This window comes from Campylobacter concisus (genome assembly GCF_050447485.1).
Taxonomy (GTDB): Bacteria; Campylobacterota; Campylobacteria; order Campylobacterales; family Campylobacteraceae; genus Campylobacter_A; species Campylobacter_A concisus_BQ.
Genome location: NZ_JALMFY010000001.1, coordinates 1415198 through 1431209, shown reverse-complemented (window position 1 = coordinate 1431209; position 16012 = coordinate 1415198). Strand labels below are relative to the sequence as shown.

The 16012-nt window shown below is 39.6% G+C and carries 10 protein-coding genes and 6 tRNA genes; 8 read left to right on the top strand and 8 right to left on the bottom strand.

The window, feature by feature from the left end; all coding sequences use genetic code 11:
- Window positions 1–17: 17 nt before the first annotated feature.
- Window positions 18–2459 (top strand): molybdopterin-dependent oxidoreductase, encoded by a 2442-nt coding sequence (locus MTT29_RS07260; protein ID WP_429800198.1) that lies wholly within the window; start codon window positions 18–20, stop codon window positions 2457–2459.
- Window positions 2460–4620: 2161 nt separating this feature from the next.
- Here MTT29_RS07260 and MTT29_RS07255 read toward each other — a convergent pair.
- From MTT29_RS07255 to MTT29_RS07225, 7 genes are all read right to left on the bottom strand, one after another.
- Window positions 4621–4705 (bottom strand) — tRNA-Leu (locus MTT29_RS07255).
- Window positions 4706–4719: 14 nt separating this feature from the next.
- A tRNA-Arg gene (locus MTT29_RS07250) sits at window positions 4720–4796 on the bottom strand.
- Between the two features lie 15 nt (window positions 4797–4811).
- Window positions 4812–4888: transfer RNA gene (locus MTT29_RS07245), tRNA-Arg, on the bottom strand.
- 6 nt (window positions 4889–4894) lie between these two features.
- Window positions 4895–4971 (bottom strand) — tRNA-His (locus MTT29_RS07240).
- Between the two features lie 9 nt (window positions 4972–4980).
- Window positions 4981–5058: transfer RNA gene (locus MTT29_RS07235), tRNA-Pro, on the bottom strand.
- Window positions 5059–5224: 166 nt separating this feature from the next.
- On the bottom strand, window positions 5225–5695 hold the full coding sequence (locus tag MTT29_RS07230) for a type II secretion system protein (RefSeq protein WP_429800197.1): 471 nt from the start codon (window positions 5693–5695) through the stop codon (window positions 5225–5227).
- Window positions 5696–5807: 112 nt separating this feature from the next.
- On the bottom strand, window positions 5808–6239 hold the full coding sequence (locus MTT29_RS07225; protein ID WP_429800196.1) for a type II secretion system protein: 432 nt from the start codon (window positions 6237–6239) through the stop codon (window positions 5808–5810).
- Window positions 6240–6386: 147 nt separating this feature from the next.
- On the opposite strand from MTT29_RS07225, the gene MTT29_RS07220 reads away from it, so the two are divergent.
- Window positions 6387–7250, top strand: a complete 864-nt coding sequence (locus MTT29_RS07220) for a cytochrome-c peroxidase (RefSeq protein ID WP_148802090.1) — start codon at window positions 6387–6389, stop codon at window positions 7248–7250.
- Window positions 7243–9660 carry an EAL domain-containing protein gene (locus MTT29_RS07215; RefSeq protein WP_429800195.1) on the top strand — a complete coding sequence of 806 codons (2418 nt, stop codon included), beginning with the start codon at window positions 7243–7245 and terminating at the stop codon, window positions 9658–9660. The genes MTT29_RS07220 and MTT29_RS07215 overlap by 8 nt, the downstream gene beginning before the upstream one ends.
- Before the next feature lie 210 nt (window positions 9661–9870).
- Here MTT29_RS07215 and MTT29_RS07210 read toward each other — a convergent pair.
- A tRNA-Glu gene (locus MTT29_RS07210) sits at window positions 9871–9945 on the bottom strand.
- 65 nt (window positions 9946–10010) lie between these two features.
- On the opposite strand from MTT29_RS07210, the gene MTT29_RS07205 reads away from it, so the two are divergent.
- The 5 genes from MTT29_RS07205 to MTT29_RS07185 are packed head-to-tail and all read left to right on the top strand — an operon-like array spanning window position 10011 to window position 16000.
- Window positions 10011–10481, top strand: a complete 471-nt coding sequence (locus tag MTT29_RS07205; RefSeq protein ID WP_021092666.1) for a hypothetical protein — start codon at window positions 10011–10013, stop codon at window positions 10479–10481.
- Window positions 10478–11329, top strand: a complete 852-nt coding sequence (gene nfo / locus MTT29_RS07200; protein ID WP_429800194.1) for a deoxyribonuclease IV — start codon at window positions 10478–10480, stop codon at window positions 11327–11329. The genes MTT29_RS07205 and nfo overlap by 4 nt, the downstream gene beginning before the upstream one ends.
- Complete coding sequence (locus tag MTT29_RS07195; protein WP_429800193.1) at window positions 11326–12579, top strand: OmpP1/FadL family transporter; 1254 nt, start codon at window positions 11326–11328, stop codon at window positions 12577–12579. Before nfo ends, MTT29_RS07195 begins: the two co-directional genes overlap by 4 nt.
- A gap of 8 nt (window positions 12580–12587) precedes the next feature.
- Window positions 12588–14255, top strand: a complete 1668-nt coding sequence (locus MTT29_RS07190; protein WP_429800192.1) for a fatty acid--CoA ligase — start codon at window positions 12588–12590, stop codon at window positions 14253–14255.
- A complete protein-coding gene (locus MTT29_RS07185) occupies window positions 14255–16000 on the top strand; it encodes an AAA family ATPase (RefSeq protein ID WP_429800191.1) in 1746 nt (581 codons plus the stop codon). Before MTT29_RS07190 ends, MTT29_RS07185 begins: the two co-directional genes overlap by 1 nt.
- Window positions 16001–16012: the final 12 nt, after the last annotated feature.

Genomic DNA, 16012 nt, shown 5'->3' with positions numbered 1-16012 from the left:
TTCATAAGGGAGAAAATATGAAAAGACGAGATTTTATAAAATTTTCTGCACTTGCTGCCACAGCAGCGCAGGCAAACAAGATAGAGGGCGTGACAAAGACCATTTTTGACCAAAACAAAACCTTTGGCGCAAATAGATTTGGTCTATTTTGGGCAAATACCAACTCAAACCAAATCGTCTCCGTCGATCCATTTGAGGGCGATAAATTCCCAAATACTATGAACAACAGCTTACCAGACCTCATCCAAAATGAAAGCCGCGTGCTCTATCCATACGTAAGAAAGAGCTACCTAAAGGCAAAGGGTGCAGCAAAGAGCGAGCTTCGTGGCAAAGAGGAATTTGTGCGTGTTAGCTGGGAGACAGCGCTTGATCTAGCAGCAAAAGCCTTAAAAGAAAATTTCGACAAATATGGCCCTGAGAGCATCTACGGCGAGTGCTACTGGTGGGGCGGCACCGGTAAGATCAGCTGGGGCAGAACCGTTGGTCACAGGATGCTAAAAGTGCTTGGCGGATACGTCGAAGAGAGTGGCGACTACTCAACTGGAGCTGGCCTTGTCATCATGCCGCACGTCCTAGGCAACAGCGCCGTTTATGACGCTCCGACAAAGTGGGAGGCCATCGCTAAAAATGCTAAAAACGTTGTATTTTGGGGTACTGACCCGCTTGTAACTGGTCAAATTTCATGGCAACCACCAACACATGATGGCTATCTTGGCATCAAAAAGATAAAAGAGGCAGGCATAAAAACTTATAGCGTTTGTGTCTTTAAAAACGACACCACAAGATACCTTGACTCTGAAGCTATCGTCGTTCGTCCAAATACCGACGTAGCAATGATGCTTGGCATGTGCCACTATCTATATGAAAACAAGCTTTATGACGAAGAATTTATCAAAAAATACACAGTTGGCTTTAATAAATTTAAAGACTATCTACTTGGCACAACCGACAAGGTGGTAAAAGATATCAACTGGGCTAGTAAAATTTGTGGCGTAAAAGCTGAGGATATCGCTAAATTTGCAACAGCACTTGCAAAAGAGCCAAGCGTCATCATCGCAGGCAGGTCACTTCAAAGACAAGATCACGGCGAGATGGGCTTTTGGGGCATCGTAACACTTAGTGCGATGCTAGGTCAGATAGGCAAAGAGGGTCTTGGCTTCGAGTTTAACCTCTACTACTCAAATGGCGCTACAGACAAGATAGCTCCGTCACTAAAAGGCATCAGCACTAGCATAAGCGAGAAATACGACAACGTAGATGGCGCTCCTTGGAAGAAATTTAAAAACGTCACCATCCCATCTTCAAGATCGATCGAGGCTTTGCAAAACCCTGGCAAAGAGATAGACTATGACGGCTCAAAGATCAAGCTACCACACATGAGAGTGGCTTACATGGCGTCTGGATCGATGTTTACAAGACATCAAGACGTAAATAACGCCGTAAAAGCGTGGCGTAAATTTGACACCGTAATAACAGCTGAGCCATTTTGGACAAGCACAGCAAAACTAAGCGACATCGTCTTGCCAGTAGCTCTTGAAGTCGAGAGAAATGACATCAACCAAAGCGTGCCTACAAACGAGTACATCGTGGCTTACAAGCCTGTCGTAGAGCCTATGGGCGAGAGCAGGAGCGATTACTGGATCTGCTCACAAATCTGCAAACGCTGGGGCAGAGAAGAGGTCTTTACAGAGGGCAAAGATGAGCTTGGCTGGGCGAAAGAATTTTACGCAGACGCAGCTGAGCAAGCTAAGGGCATAAATGTCAAGATGCCAAGCTTTGACGAGTTTTGGAAAGAGGGATATGTTAGATTTGAGCAAGATGACGAAGCGAGCAGATACTACACAAGACTTAGTGCTTTTAGAGAAAATCCTCACAAAAACCGCCTAGGCACGCCATCTGGCAAGATAGAGCTCTACTCTCCAACTATCGCTAAATTTGGCTACAAAGACTTTGCGCCGTACGCTGCTTGGATCGAGCCGTTTGAGTGGCTTGGCAGCGAAAAAGCCAAAAAGTATCCATTTAGCGTCACAACCCCACACTCAAGATACCGCCTCCACTCACAGCTAAATAACTCCGTGATCAGAAACTACGCTGAAGTATGCGCGCGCGAGCCAATGCTAATAAACGTAAATGACGCAAAAGCAAAAGGCATAGCAACTGGCGACGTGGTGAGAGTATTTAACGACAGGGGCGAAATTTTGGTTGGCGCACTAGTCACCGACATCATCCCAGAGCATGTTATAGCTATCTGCGAGGGTGCGTGGTACGACCCTGAAGTGCTAGGCGAGAAGAGCCTTTGCAAGCATGGCTGCGTCAATGTCCTAACTCGCGACAAAGGCACATCTAGCATCGCTCAAAGCAACTGCGGACACACGATCCTTGCAAATTTGGAAAAATATAAAGGCGAGATCAAGCCGATCACTGCATTTTCTAAACCAAAAATTTTGCAATCTTTGTAGAATTTATATAAATTTAGCCCTCGTTTGGGGGCTAAATTTGATCATTTGCTGTTTTTAATCAAAATCATCTTGTGGCTTAAATTTGATCCATAGTTAGTCTAATCAACCTGCCCTAAGGCGCTAAATATCACTTATCAGAAATAACAACTGGCGCTAGAATTTATCTATGAAACCAAAACGATCGCTACTAAATTTACATTTTCGTAAATTTAGGCACGCTTTATCGCCTAGTTAAAAGATACAAAGCAAACAAATTTCTATATCTTTAAAAAGGCAAACTACTATCTAAAGGCGCTTTTAGATCAAGCTGATTGCTGAGTAAATTTCGAAGCAAGTGTAAATTTGGCTAAAAATTTGCTAGTAAAATTTTAGATTTAAGTCCGATACGACTAAATTTCATCGTAAATTTTCATGCTGCTAAGTTTTTTCGTTAAATTTAATTAGAGCAGAGCAATCAACCAACTCCATTATCGCTAGCCCTTAAAACACTGCCACCAGCTAAAGGCAACCATTTTTCTAACAGCCCAAATTTATAATTAACTCTGTTTTTAATCTTTAAATTTAGCTCAAGATACAAATTTACTAGTAGAATTTGACTCCAAAAATGTTTAAATTTAGGCGCAAATTTCTATTTATGGTCAAATTTAGTAAGCGCTTATCAACCGCAGCTATCCCCAATTATCACGAGCCATTAGAACATCGCTAGAACATAAACTATAAAAAAGCATCTTTTCTGGTAGCTCAAATTTAGCGCTTTCGTTGCAAATTTGGTCTCTTTTTTAAGTATCGTAGCTTCAAAAATTTAAGCCATAGCAAACAAATTTAGCCATAAATTTCTATCTTATTTGGGTTTGCAGTTAAATTGAGGCATATCAAATATAACCAACTTTACTATTAAATCGATAGGCTTCTACTATTATACGACCTACAAAAGCCGCCTTTACTCAATAAATTTACTACAGGCACTACAATTATTTGAAATCACAACATCTAAATTTTTAAATTTAAACCCAAAATAACTAAATTTAGCCCCTAGAATTTTAAAATTTGCGCTCAAATTTAGCAGTAGAGCCTCGGCTGCAACCAAACTATCGCGGTTGTTATTACACCGCACTAGATTATGCTTGCCAATAGTTCAAATTTGATTTTAAATTTGGCATTTTTACGCCTTAAATATTAAAGGCTTAAACCAAAAATGGCTAAATTTAGAGGTTATTTTATCTTATTGGGATTTATAGTTGCGCCTCCCAACATAAGCTATCCCACCCAAAGGCATTACTGCAGTTGCCACAACATTTTCGCATATATTCACACAACGTTCATGCGGGTCTTACAGTCCAATGACAACTTTCTCGCCTAGTAGTAAATTTAACTTTGATATGAAATTACTAGAAAAGATAAAAATTGCCAAATTTAGCCATAAATTTTTCTTATCAAGATTTGCATTTGTGCCCTATATAAGTCATCTCGTGCCCATTGTCGTGCTACACTCTTACGATAGATAATGCCTACTTAATGGCTCATATCAATCATACTGCCATATAAATTTTGTTTTAAATATCAAAGACACTGGATTAATAAATAAATTTACCGCTTTCATAGCCATTTTCACATTTTACGGCGCAGGACAAAATGGCTCTTTAAGATGACATATTTGCTTTACTAGCATCACTAAACTCGCAAATAGCACCATTACAGGCGCTAAAAAGCCATTTAAAACAAGATATTTGCTTTGATTTATCCCACAAAAAACACAAATAGCGCTGCTACCAAAAAAACAAACCATCTATCCAGTCACCATTTTACAAGCCAACCATCACATTTATATCAACAGATCTTTCTATCCCGCACTGATCGATCTTGTTTAACCCAAAAGTGCGTTATCAAACTCGTCAAAAATGGCTCAAAATGCTCATCAAACCAAATCAACGCGCGTCTTTAAGCATTGCTAAAAGCGGCAACCTCGACACTACTGCACTTGCTCTAGGTTTTTATTGTCTCTTTGTTTCTAATGGCGTAAGAATTTGATATATAAATTTTATAAATTTAATGCGGATCATTTGATAAGTGAAAATTTCTACTAAATTTTGAATAAGCAAATTTGATAAATTCAAATGAAAATCTAGTTTCTGAAAGTTTTAAAATGGAGTTTAAAAAAAGATGGTGCGGATGAGAGGACTTGAACCTCCACGCCGTGGGGCACCAGATCCTAAGTCTGGCGTGTCTGCCAATTTCACCACATCCGCACAACAATAATAAGTGGTACGCCCATCAGGATTCGAACCTGAGGCCTACGGCTTAGAAGGCCGTTGCTCTATCCAGCTGAGCTATGAGCGCATAAAGTCTTTCAAGTGGCGCGCCCGATAGGAGTCGAACCCATAACCTACAGATCCGAAGTCTGTCGCTCTATCCAATTGAGCTACGAGCGCCCAAAATGGGGTGAGTGATGGGAATCGAACCCACGACCCTCAGGACCACAATCTGATGCTCTAACCGACTGAGCTACACTCACCATTTAACATGGTCGGGGTGAAAGGATTCGAACCTTCGGCCCTCTGGTCCCAAACCAGATGCGCTAACCAGACTGCGCTACACCCCGCCTGAGTCGTGTTTGTAAGTTTATGCCACTACCTCATTAAAAAGTCGCATTGTATCTAAAAATGTTATTGTTGTCAAGAAAAAATTAGTTTTGGACTTTATTTTTATAAATTTTCAAGAATTAAGTGTAAATTTCAGACTTTAAAACTTTTGATAAAAATATCTAGTTAAAAAACGATGCGAACAGCACTAAAGCTGATATGAGCTGGCAATGCTCCTTGTGCTGGCTTTATCATGGTCTGGCTAAAGCGCTTAAATTCTGGAGCTTCCCAAAGCTTTTTGCATAGGCCTTGTTCGCTGATATCTACTCCTAAGCAGCTTTGGTCTGCAGCAAAGAATTTTAATGAAATGCATCTTTCGTTTTTGGCAAAAAAGCCAAGATCGCCAGAGCTATCCACAATCCCAGCATTTGTCATCGCTCTAAAATCAACTCTGTTATTTTTTGTATCAATAGCTAGCTTACCTTCTGATATATAGTAGGCATTTATGTCTTGAATGGCGACCACTATCTCCGACATAGCTTTTGTAAGCTTGGCGTCTTCTCTTGTGGCATTTATCTTAGAGATGATAACTGCGGCCAGTATTCCCATAATGACTATTACAAAAATTGGCTCGAGCACTGTAAAAGCTTTTTTCACCACTTCATCCTTGAAATTTGAAGTTAATGAGATTATATAGTCAGGTAATTTTATTAAGATTTAAAAGAAATGGCAAGGATAGTTTCCTTGCCAAAAAGACATAAGGTTTTATTTATTTGTAATTTATGCCCATGCCACCGAATTTAAGCGTATTTCCAGTTTTATTATTAGTTGAAGTTATCATTTTTGCAACATTTGTTAAGCCTGGCAACTTCCAAACATCCGTACATAGTCCAGTTGCATTATTTACAGTTGCCACTATCTCTCCTTTGTCATTATCAGGAGCACCTATTGTAAGACAAGCTACGCTTTTTGCATTAACTGGGTTAGATACGTTTGTCATATCAGCTATATTTGTAGAAAATTTACCTTGAGAAGTGTAATACGAGCCTAAATCAGAGACAAGCGTTTGTATATTTGTAGCAGTTTTAGCTATCTCTGCATCATCCCTTGTTGCAGCTAGTCTTGGTATAGCGACTGCGGCTAATATGCCTAAAATCACGATCACGAAGATCAACTCGATCATTGTAAAACCTTTTTTCATGGTTTCCTCCTTGAAATTAAAAATTTGGCGGATTATACAACATTTTTTTCAAAATGCAAATAAAAACTAAATTTTTTACAATTTAGCCGATTTGGTAGTTATGAAAAATAATTCCGCTATAATGACGCTCAAGAATATGGAGATTTTATGAAAAAAGTTTTATTTTGGATGGTAGTATCTTTTTGCATTTTGAGCGCAAATTCATCATTTGAGCCAGTGCTTTCATCAAAATATAACGAAAAACAAGCCTACATCGGTAAGAAGCTCTTTTTTGACAAAAGGCTAAGCACCACTGAAAACTACTCATGCGAAACTTGCCACAACTTATACTGGAATTTAAGTGGTACAAACTCATCTTACACCAGCCAAAAAGGCGTTATAAACCCACCTAGCGTGCTAAATTCGGCTTTAAATTTTCTATTTTTTACTGATGGCAGGGTAAGAAGCTTAAAAGATCAGGTAAAAGAGTCGATAAATTCTAGAAATGAGCTAAATTCAAACAAAGATGAGATAGTAAAAAAGGTAAAAAGCATAGGCGAGTATGGGATTTTATTTAATGATGCATATAGTGATGGCATAAACTATGAAAATATAGTAGGTGCTTTGGCAGAATTTGAAAAGGCTATTTTAAGCATAGATTCGCCATTTGATGAGTATCTAGCTGGCAATGACGACTCCATAAACGCTGAGGCAAAAAAAGGCTTTGAGCTCTTTAATAAAGTAGGCTGTGTGGCTTGCCACAATGGTAGAAATTTAGGTGGAAATTTGATGCAAAACGTGGGCTTAAAGGATGCTAGTGAGAGCAGGCGCCTTATGCGTGTGCCTTCGCTTAGAAATGTAGCAAGAACAGCTCCATATCTAAGTAGTGGCGAAATGAGCGATCTAAAAGAAGTCATAGGCTTTGTGAGCTATCACCAGCTGATCCATACACTAAATAGCGAAGAGATAGGGCAAATTTATAAATTTTTGCTAACACTAAATGGACGCAGACCTAGGATACTAAATGAATAAAAGACAAGCAAATATCATCTTAATCGTCCTAGCAATCATCTTTTGCTTTAGCTCAACCTACATCTACATGGCAAATAAAGCAGTTACTGCTGTTAGTAAATTTAACGATACGATCTTAAGTCTTATCTTACTAGATAATGAGCTAAGCTTCACCCTAGAGAACAACGTACTTCGCTTAAACTACGACGATGTAAATAAAAATTTAAGAAGTTTTGATCAAAATTTAACCAAGCTTGATGAGCTAAACGCGATCATACAGGTCTTTTACCAAGAGAAAAATGCCAAAACTTTAAAGGTCATAAACGACGACTTTTTAAAAAAACAAAGGCTTGTAGATAGGTCAAACTACGCTAGCTCGTCAATGGCTGCTTATATCTTATCAGGTGAGTTTGAAATAGCATCAGAAAAGAAGCTAGATGCGCTTAATGTGATATTTCATGCGATAAAAAGCTCAGCCCTAATCAGCCCCGAAACGCTAAATCAAACAAAAGAGCAGATAGAAAAGTATAAAGATACCTACAAAAATGACACAAAAGCGATCTTGGTGCTAAACAAGGCAACTTACGCACTTGAATTTGCAAAAAACCTAAGTGCCGTAGCTCAAGACTCTGTTGATCTAAAACTTGGAGAAACACTAAGAAAATTTAGAGATGACACCCTAGCCTCTTACAAAATAATGATACGGAATATAGTGATAATGCAAGTGCTTTGTTTTATCAGTTTTGTGTTATTTTGCGCTTTAACTTTTTATCAAGCAAGGGTACTAGCTAAGCAGTTAAAACAGATAAAACTTCTAAAAACGACAGTGGATGCTGGACACAGCTCGATAGTCTTTTGTGACAATAACAATAAAATTTTATATGCAAATAAAACCTTTGAGGCAAAAACTGGTTATAAACTAAAAGACGTTATCGGAAAAAGCCCTAAAATTTTAAAATCAAATATGCACCCAGAGAGCTTTTATGCTGAGATAAGAAATGCCATAAATAAGCATACTTCTTGGGAAAGCGACGAGCTGATAAGCAGAACAAAAAGTGGCAAACTGCTCTATGAAAAGGTGCGTTTTGCGCCATTTTTCTTTGAGGGCAAGCTAGAGGGCTACATGGCTATAAAGCTTGATAGGACAAAAGAGCTTAGCATGCTTAAAGAGCTAACTCAAAAAAATGAGCAGATAAAAATTCAATCCTCAATCGACAAGCTAACTGGCTTTGGAAACTATTTTGCTCTGACTGAGATGATAGAGGCGAAAAAAGATGGAATTGTGATCAGCATAAGCATCAAAAACTACAAGATGCTAAGATTTTTCTACCAGACAAAGGTTATTGACGCTATGTTAAAAGCGGTGGCAAATACACTAAAACTCTGTGTTGATACCTACTCTATAAATGCTGAACTATTTAGATTTCAAGATGATGCGTTTTACATCTGGTATCAAGGCGATGATATCGTTAGAGATATCGGCTTTATAAAAGAGTATTTTAACTTTAGCAGGATGAACATCGAGATAGATGGTAAATTTGAAAACCTACCTGGTATCAAGATAACTCTTGGCGTATCTTTATCAAATGACACACCGCAAACAAACCGTCTAATGCAGTCAATCCTAGCTAATCAACAAGCAAGTGATAGCGGCAACGAGATCTACTACTATCTCGAAAACGACGCGATCGAGATGAGATACTATAAAAACCAACTCATAACCGAACTCATCGAGTACGCCCTAGAAAACGACAAGGTGATAGTTGAGTGTCAGGGAATTTTTAACGTGCAAGAAAATGAGACAGAGGCAAAATACTACGAGGTTTTGGTGCGTATAGTCGATCAAAACGGTAAGATCCGCTACCCAGGCGAGTTCTTAGAGATCGCGATGAAAACGCAACTCTATCTTCAGATAACAAAAAAGGTGATCGCTCTAGCCTTTGATCTAGTGAAAAAATATCCAGACTATACATTTTCTATCAACCTTTCAAGCTCGGATCTAACAGATCCAGGTGTTAGAGAAATTTTAGATGAAAAGCTAGAGAGCTGCCCAGATCCAAGTAGAGTTTGCTTTGAGATGCTAGAGAGCGAAGAGCTTAGCGACTACGCCATGGCAAATGAATTTATAAAAAGAGCTAAAAAATATGGATGTAAAATCTCAATCGACGACTTTGGCTCTGGCTACTCTAACTACTACCGAATTTTAGAGCTTGATATAGATAATATCAAGATAGATGGCTCGATCATCAAAAAGCTACCAACTGATGAAAACGCAAGGGTTTTGGTTGAGACTATCGTGAGCTTTGCTAGAAGACAAGGCTATAAGATAGTGGCTGAGTTTGTGAGCAACGAAGAAATTTTAGAGTATATAAAGAAATTTGGAATTTCGTATGCGCAGGGATTTTTGCTAGGCAAGCCACATCAGATGTAAATTTTGCAGCTACTTTAAAGCCTATTAAAAGGCTAAATTTAACTGCTTTTTACTTTTATACTCGCGCAAAACCTCTTTTTTAAATTTTGCTAGACGTGAAATTTGATCTCTTTTACAACAATTGAATTAAAAAATTTGTTTTTAGAAAGCTGGGAATTTGGATTAACTAGATTTTAAAGCTTATGTGGATAAGATTTTGTCTTTTAGAAGTGGTGACCCATACGAGACTCGAACTCGTGTTACCGCCGTGAAAGGGCGATGTCCTAACCGCTAGACGAATGGGCCACGGTCGGTTATGAAGTTGGGATTATATTACTTTTTAACTTAAATTTACATAAAAGGACAAATCGTTGAAGAAATTTTCACTTGTTTTATTATTTGCTCTCATTTTTTCAGGCTGTGTTGCGACTAAAACACCGCAAAGTTCGCAAGCTTTTCAGGTCACTTTATTTTCTCCGATGATAAAGATAAATGATGTTGGATTTTTTCACACATACAAAAATGATCTAAATTTGCAAATTTATAGCTCTGGCGTAAATACCGCAAATATCAATATAAAGGACAAAATTTGCGTAAATAGCGCTTGTTTTAAAAAGACTGAATTTAACGAGAAATTTTTTCTAGCGCCGCATTATGAGAGCCTTTTTGAAGAGATTTTGCAAAGACAAAAAATTTATGACGGCAAAGATCTAAGCACCACAGAGTGCGGCTTTAGACAAGATCTAAGTTCTTATTTTATAAAATACGAAGTTTGCGATAACTACGTCAAATTTATCGATAGCAAAAATAAAATAAAAGTAATAATAAAAGAGTTAAAATGAGATACATTGGGGCTCACGTAAGCGCGGCTGGAGGCGTCTTTAATGCACCGATAAATGCTGCAAAAATAGGAGCAAATGCCTTTGCACTTTTTACAAAAAATCAGCGCCAGTGGAGTGCAAAGGAGCTGAGCGAGGGCGAGATAGAGCAGTTTAAAGCAAATTTAAAAGCCTCTGGCATAAGCGCCGATCACGTCTTGCCGCATGCAAGCTACCTCATAAATTTAGGCCATCCAGAAAAAGAGGCAAGAGCTAAGTCCCTTGAAGCCTTTATCGATGAGATAGAGCGAGCTAGCCAGCTTGGACTAAAGCTTTTAAATTTCCACCCTGGCTCACACCTAAAGCAAATAAGTCAAAATGAGTGCCTAGATAACATCGCAAGATGCATAAACGAAGCGCTAAAACGAACAAGCGGCGTAAAACTAATCATCGAAAACACGGCCGCACAAGGCTCAAATTTAGGCTTTGATTTTGCGCAGCTGGCGTATCTGATCGAGCGTGTGGATGATGAGAGCAGAGTTGGCGTTTGCATCGACACTTGCCACGCATTTGCCGCTGGCTATGACCTGCGAAGCAAAGAGGCTTACGCTAAGACGATGAGCGAATTTGACGCGATCATCGGCTATAAATTTCTATCTGGCATGCACCTAAATGACGCTAAATTTGGGCTTGGCTCAAAAAAAGATAGGCATGAGAGCCTTGACAAGGGTGAGCTTGGGCTTGGCGCTTTTGAAAATATAATAAATGATGATAAAATAGGCGAAATTCCCTTGATTTTAGAGACGATTGACGAGAGTATTTGGGAAGATGAGATCAAAATTTTAAGAAACCTAGAAAAGGAAAAGCTATGAAAAGAGTGCTTTTAAGCATTATTGCGACTTGTTCATTATTAAATGCTGGGGGTTATAAGGTCCCTGAGCAAAGTGCTGACTCTTTAGGGCTTGCTGCTAGCAACGTAGCCTTTAGTTTTGGGGCTGATGCGGCTTATTTCAACCCTGCAAATATGATGTTTTTAGACGGGCTTCACCATTTTGAAAGCACGCTTGGTTGGTTTCATATAAATTCCATCGACTTTAAAAGCGATGGTGGCAAGAGCTACAGCTCAGAGAAATTTGACTCACTAGCTGGCACATTTAGCTTTGTAACGCCAGAAATTTATGAAAACTGGAGATTTGGACTAGCTCTTGCTGTGCCCGCTGCTGTTGGCATCTCGTGGGAGGATCCAGAGACTGCTTTTACTGGCAAGAGGTTCAAACTACAAGTTGTCGAGCTAAATCCAACCGTGGCTTACCGCATAAATGACAAACTTGCTATTGCTCTGGGCGCTAGAGGCGTTTATAGCAAGGGCAAGATAGCAAGTGATTTTGGACGTTTTGGCTACAGAGAGATACAAGGTGATGGCATAAACTACGGCTACAACGTCGCTCTTACATATAGACCTATCGAGGATCTAAGCTTTGCAGTGACTTACCGCTCGAAGGTAAATTTAGAGCTTAAAGGTAGTGCTGATGCTGATTTTAACGGGCAGCTAGCGCCTATAAGCTATCATGGTAAGACAAAAGTTGAAATCCCTCTACCTGCACAGCTAGTGCTTGCTACTGGATATAAATTTAGCGACTTTACCCTTTTGCTAGCTTTCGAGAGGACATACTGGTCTAAATTTAAAGATTATGACTTTGAATATGATGATAAGACGGCAGCTCATTCACACCCTATTCTAGGTAGATCCTTTAAGGCATTTATGGACGATCCAGTCGTTAAAAATGCAAAAGATACAAACACATATAGGATAGGCCTTGCTTACGACGTAAATGAAAAACTTAGGCTAATGGCTGGCTTTTCATACGATGAGGATATCACTAGCAGCGAGCATACTGGCTTAGAGCTTCCAAACACCACCTCTCAGGCATATTCGTTTGGAGCAAACTATAAATTTACGCCGAATTTAGAGCTAGGGCTAGGCTATCTCTATCAGCACCGAGACAAAAAGCGTGCGACAGGTATAAAAAATGGTACTGGCAACGGCACTGGCTCGATGTCTGGCGAATTTGACGCAAGTAGCGTTCAGATAGCTGCAATGACATTTAAATACTCTTTCTAGGGCTAAAAATGCAATACTCTTATAATAATTTTTATGAAATTTTGACCAAAGTAGCAAAGCAGAGTCCAAACCAGATAGCGATCTTTGACGAAAAAGAGAAGCTAAAATACCACGAAATAAAGCAAAACGTCGATAAAGTGGCGGCTTACTTGCAGCTTTGCGGAGTAAATTTTGGCGACAAAGTGGCTATGGCGGTGGCAAATTCGAAAGAATTTATCATCTCATACCTTGCTATCACGGCTATCGGTGCGGTTGCGGTGCCGATGAATACCTTTTTAAAAACAAATGAGTTTGAGTATATCTTAAATGACTGTGGCGCAAGGGTGCTTTTCGCCTCCAGCTCACTTGCAAAAGAGCTAATCGCACTTAGCGAGCTTGAAATTTTAAGAAAGATCATCTGGATCGGTCAAACGCCTAAAAAGCTTCAAAGCGCCTCAAAAGACGACTATGTAAGCGTTGATGAGGAGTATGGCGAGAGTGCTTATCTCTCTTCTACGCCACAAATTTCAAAAGAGGATATGAGCAAGGGCTATGAAAATAGCGGCGTTGTAAAAAATGTAAATTTCAGCGAAGCACTAAATCACAAATACACTCTAAGCATCACAAAATACCCTAAAATAGACGATCTCATGCACATCATCTACACCTCAGGCACCACAGGCAAGCCAAAGGGTGCTATGATAAGCTATAAAAATATCTTCTCAAATGTCATCGGCGCTCATGAGCGTTTTAAGGTTAAAAAAAGCGATAGATTTATCGTATTTTTGCCGATGTTTCATAGCTTCACGCTCACAGCTATGGTGCTTTTACCGATATATGCAGGCGCTTCGATGGTGCTTGTAAGATCGGTCTTTCCATTTTCAAATGTGCTAAAACAGACGCTACTTAAAAGAGTCACTGTATTTTTGGGTATCCCAGCCATCTATACAGCCATCGGCAAGGCAAAAATTCCTTGGTATTTTAGATGGTTTAACCGCATAAGGCTATTTGTAAGTGGCGCTGCTCCACTTGCTAAGCAAACGATTGATGATTTTAGAGTGAAATTCCCGCGTGCAACGCTAGTTGAAGGATACGGCCTTAGCGAATGCTCGCCAGTCGTAGCGGCAAATTTATTTGACAAGCAAAAACTTCTAAGCGTGGGCCCCGCGTTAAATGGCTATGAGGTCAAGATCGTAGATGATGAGATGATGGAGCTACCAGTCGGGCAGATCGGCGAGATCATCGTAAAAGGTGACTGCGTCATGCAAGGCTACTACAGCATGCCAGGCGTGACTGATGAGACCATCATAAATGGCTGGCTAAAGACTGGAGACCTTGGTAAGATCGATGAAGAGGGCTTTATCTACATCGTTGATCGCAAAAAAGACCTCATCATATCAAAGGGCATAAACATCTATCCGCGCGAGATCGAAGAGGTCATCTATAAGCTTGAAGCCGTCGAGGCTGCAGCAGTAATAGGCGTAAAAGATGTGCATGCAGACGAAGAGGTCGTAGCTTTTATACAGGTAAAAGATGGCATGGATCTTGATGAAAAGACGGTTAGAGAGCATCTAAAGAAAAATTTAGCAAATTTCAAAATTCCAAAAAGCATTTATTTTGCCGAGGAGCTGCCTAGAAACGCGACTGGCAAGGTGCTAAAACGCGTGCTAAAAGAGCAGATAAAGGATAAAATTTAGTGAAGTATTTGCTTGATTTTCTAAACCAAGACCTCAAAAAAAGTAAAATTTACGAGCTTATAAAGTGCGGAGATGAAGAGGGAGAAATTTTAAAATACCTAAGCAAAGCCTACGTGCAAGGAACGGCTAGCATGAGCGTTTATGAGCTGCTTGGGGCTGTTTTTGGCACGCAAAATGACAAGCAGCTTTTGTACCTTAAATTTATAAAAAATTTGCTAGATAGCGGCTGGATAGTGCAAAACTACAGCCTCTTTAAAATGCCAGAGAACTCACAAAAAAGCTCAAACCAAGGGCTACTTTCGCTACTTCACTCTGAAATTTCACTCTCAAGCACATTTTTAAAAATTTTAGAAGATGGCAACGCTGATATAAATTTACCAGAGCTTGCGCCTTATGAAGATCATTTGGAGTATTTAAAAGATCAGTTTTTAAAGATAGAGCTTTACTCAAAGGCTGCGATATTTGAAGGTGGCTCAAATGACGCTAAAAAGCGCATAAATGAGCAAATTTCTGAGCTTACAAAGCGGATAAATGAGCGCGTAAAACTAAGCAAGATCAGCCTAAAGATAGAGCAAATTTTTAAAGAAAACTCGCTTGATGAAAAAGAACAGATCATATTTTTAGCCCTTTTAAAAGAGGAGTATGCGGGTGATTTTGAAAATGGTCGCGACCTAAACACGCTAGTTGGGCTAATAAGCAAAGACGAGCTTGAGCGCATCAAAAATCGCACTCTTTTAGAGGATGGCTCAAGGCTCATCGAGGGCGCACTAATCGACTACGACGAGGTTTTAAACGCTTATGGCAACGTAAGCAAAAGTTTTTTTATAAACGAAGAAATTTTGCAAAGCATAATGCACCCAAAAAATGACAAAAACAGCAAGAAAATCAAGATCGAAAACCTGGTAAAAGAGCAAGAAATTTTTGAGCTAATAGAGCCAGTAACGAGCCTAGAAGACGTCGTGCTAAATGAGAAGACAAAGCAGCTTTTAAGCACGATACTAAAGCAAGTCGATAAAAAAGTGCTAGCTAGACTTAGCAGCTGGGGCATAAAAACTAGGAAAAATATAGACGCCAAGATCATCTTTTATGGCGAGCCTGGCACTGGTAAGACGATGAGTGCCGTTGGGCTTGCAAAGAGCCTAAAGAAGCAAATTCTAAGCTTTGACTGCTCAAAAATTTTAAGCAAATATGTTGGCGAGAGCGAGCAAAATGTAAGGAAAATTTTTGATACTTACAAAGAAATTTGCAAAAAAAGTGGCAGCGAGCCGGTGCTCTTGCTAAACGAGGCCGATCAGTTTTTAAGCACGAGGGTGGAGAGCTCGAGCGGCGCTGAGAAGATGCATAACCAAATGCAAAATATCTTCTTAGAGCAGATCGAGCGCTTTGAGGGTGTGCTGATCGCTACGACAAATTTCTTGCAAAGCCTTGACGTGGCGTTTTCTAGAAGGTTTGACTACAAAATCGAGTTTAAAAAGCCTGATTATAACGGCAGGCTCGCCATTTGGCGTAAAATTTTGCCTGAAAATGCGAGCTTTGAAGATGGCTTTAGCGTAGAAAGGCTGGCTGAGTTTAACCTAAGTGGCGCCCAGATCGTCCTTGCGCTAAAAAATACCGCCTTAAAAGTTGCGATAAAAGATGATGGGATTTTTACCTTTGAGGACTTCAAAACTACGATAGAGCGCGAGCTAAACTCAAGCTTTGGCGAGGATAAAAAGATGGGATTTGGAAGTTATGATAATTGCTAGGTTGGTTAAATT